Annotated in this window: 1 protein-coding gene; it reads left to right on the top strand. The window is 75.9% G+C overall.

Annotated features, from left to right (window positions below):
* A partial coding sequence (locus tag SB724_RS21085) for an Rv3235 family protein (protein WP_410572939.1) occupies nt 1-241 on the top strand: 241 nt, incomplete at its 5' end.
* Nucleotides 242-253: the final 12 nt, after the last annotated feature.

The raw sequence follows: 253 nt of genomic DNA, 5'->3' as shown, positions 1-253 counted from the left end.
CAGTGCGCGCGTCTACCAGGACCTCGAGCGCCGGGTGCGCATCCTGGCCCAGACGGCACCGACCCCGCCCAGGGGCCGGAGGGTGCGGCCCCAGGTCCGCAGCGTGCACGTGTTCCGACCGGGACCGCACAGCGCCGAGGTGTGCGTGCACGTCCGGCACGGCCACCGGTCCCGGGCGATGGCGGTCCGGTTGGAGGAGCGCGACGGCACCTGGCGATGCGTCGCCCTGCAGCTCGGCTGACCGGCGACGACC

Origin of the sequence: Bacillus sp. SIMBA_031 (genome assembly GCF_046535225.1) — a bacterium.
Lineage (GTDB): Bacteria > Bacillota > Bacilli > Bacillales > Bacillaceae > Bacillus > Bacillus velezensis.
This window is presented reverse-complemented; position numbering and strand designations above follow the sequence as displayed.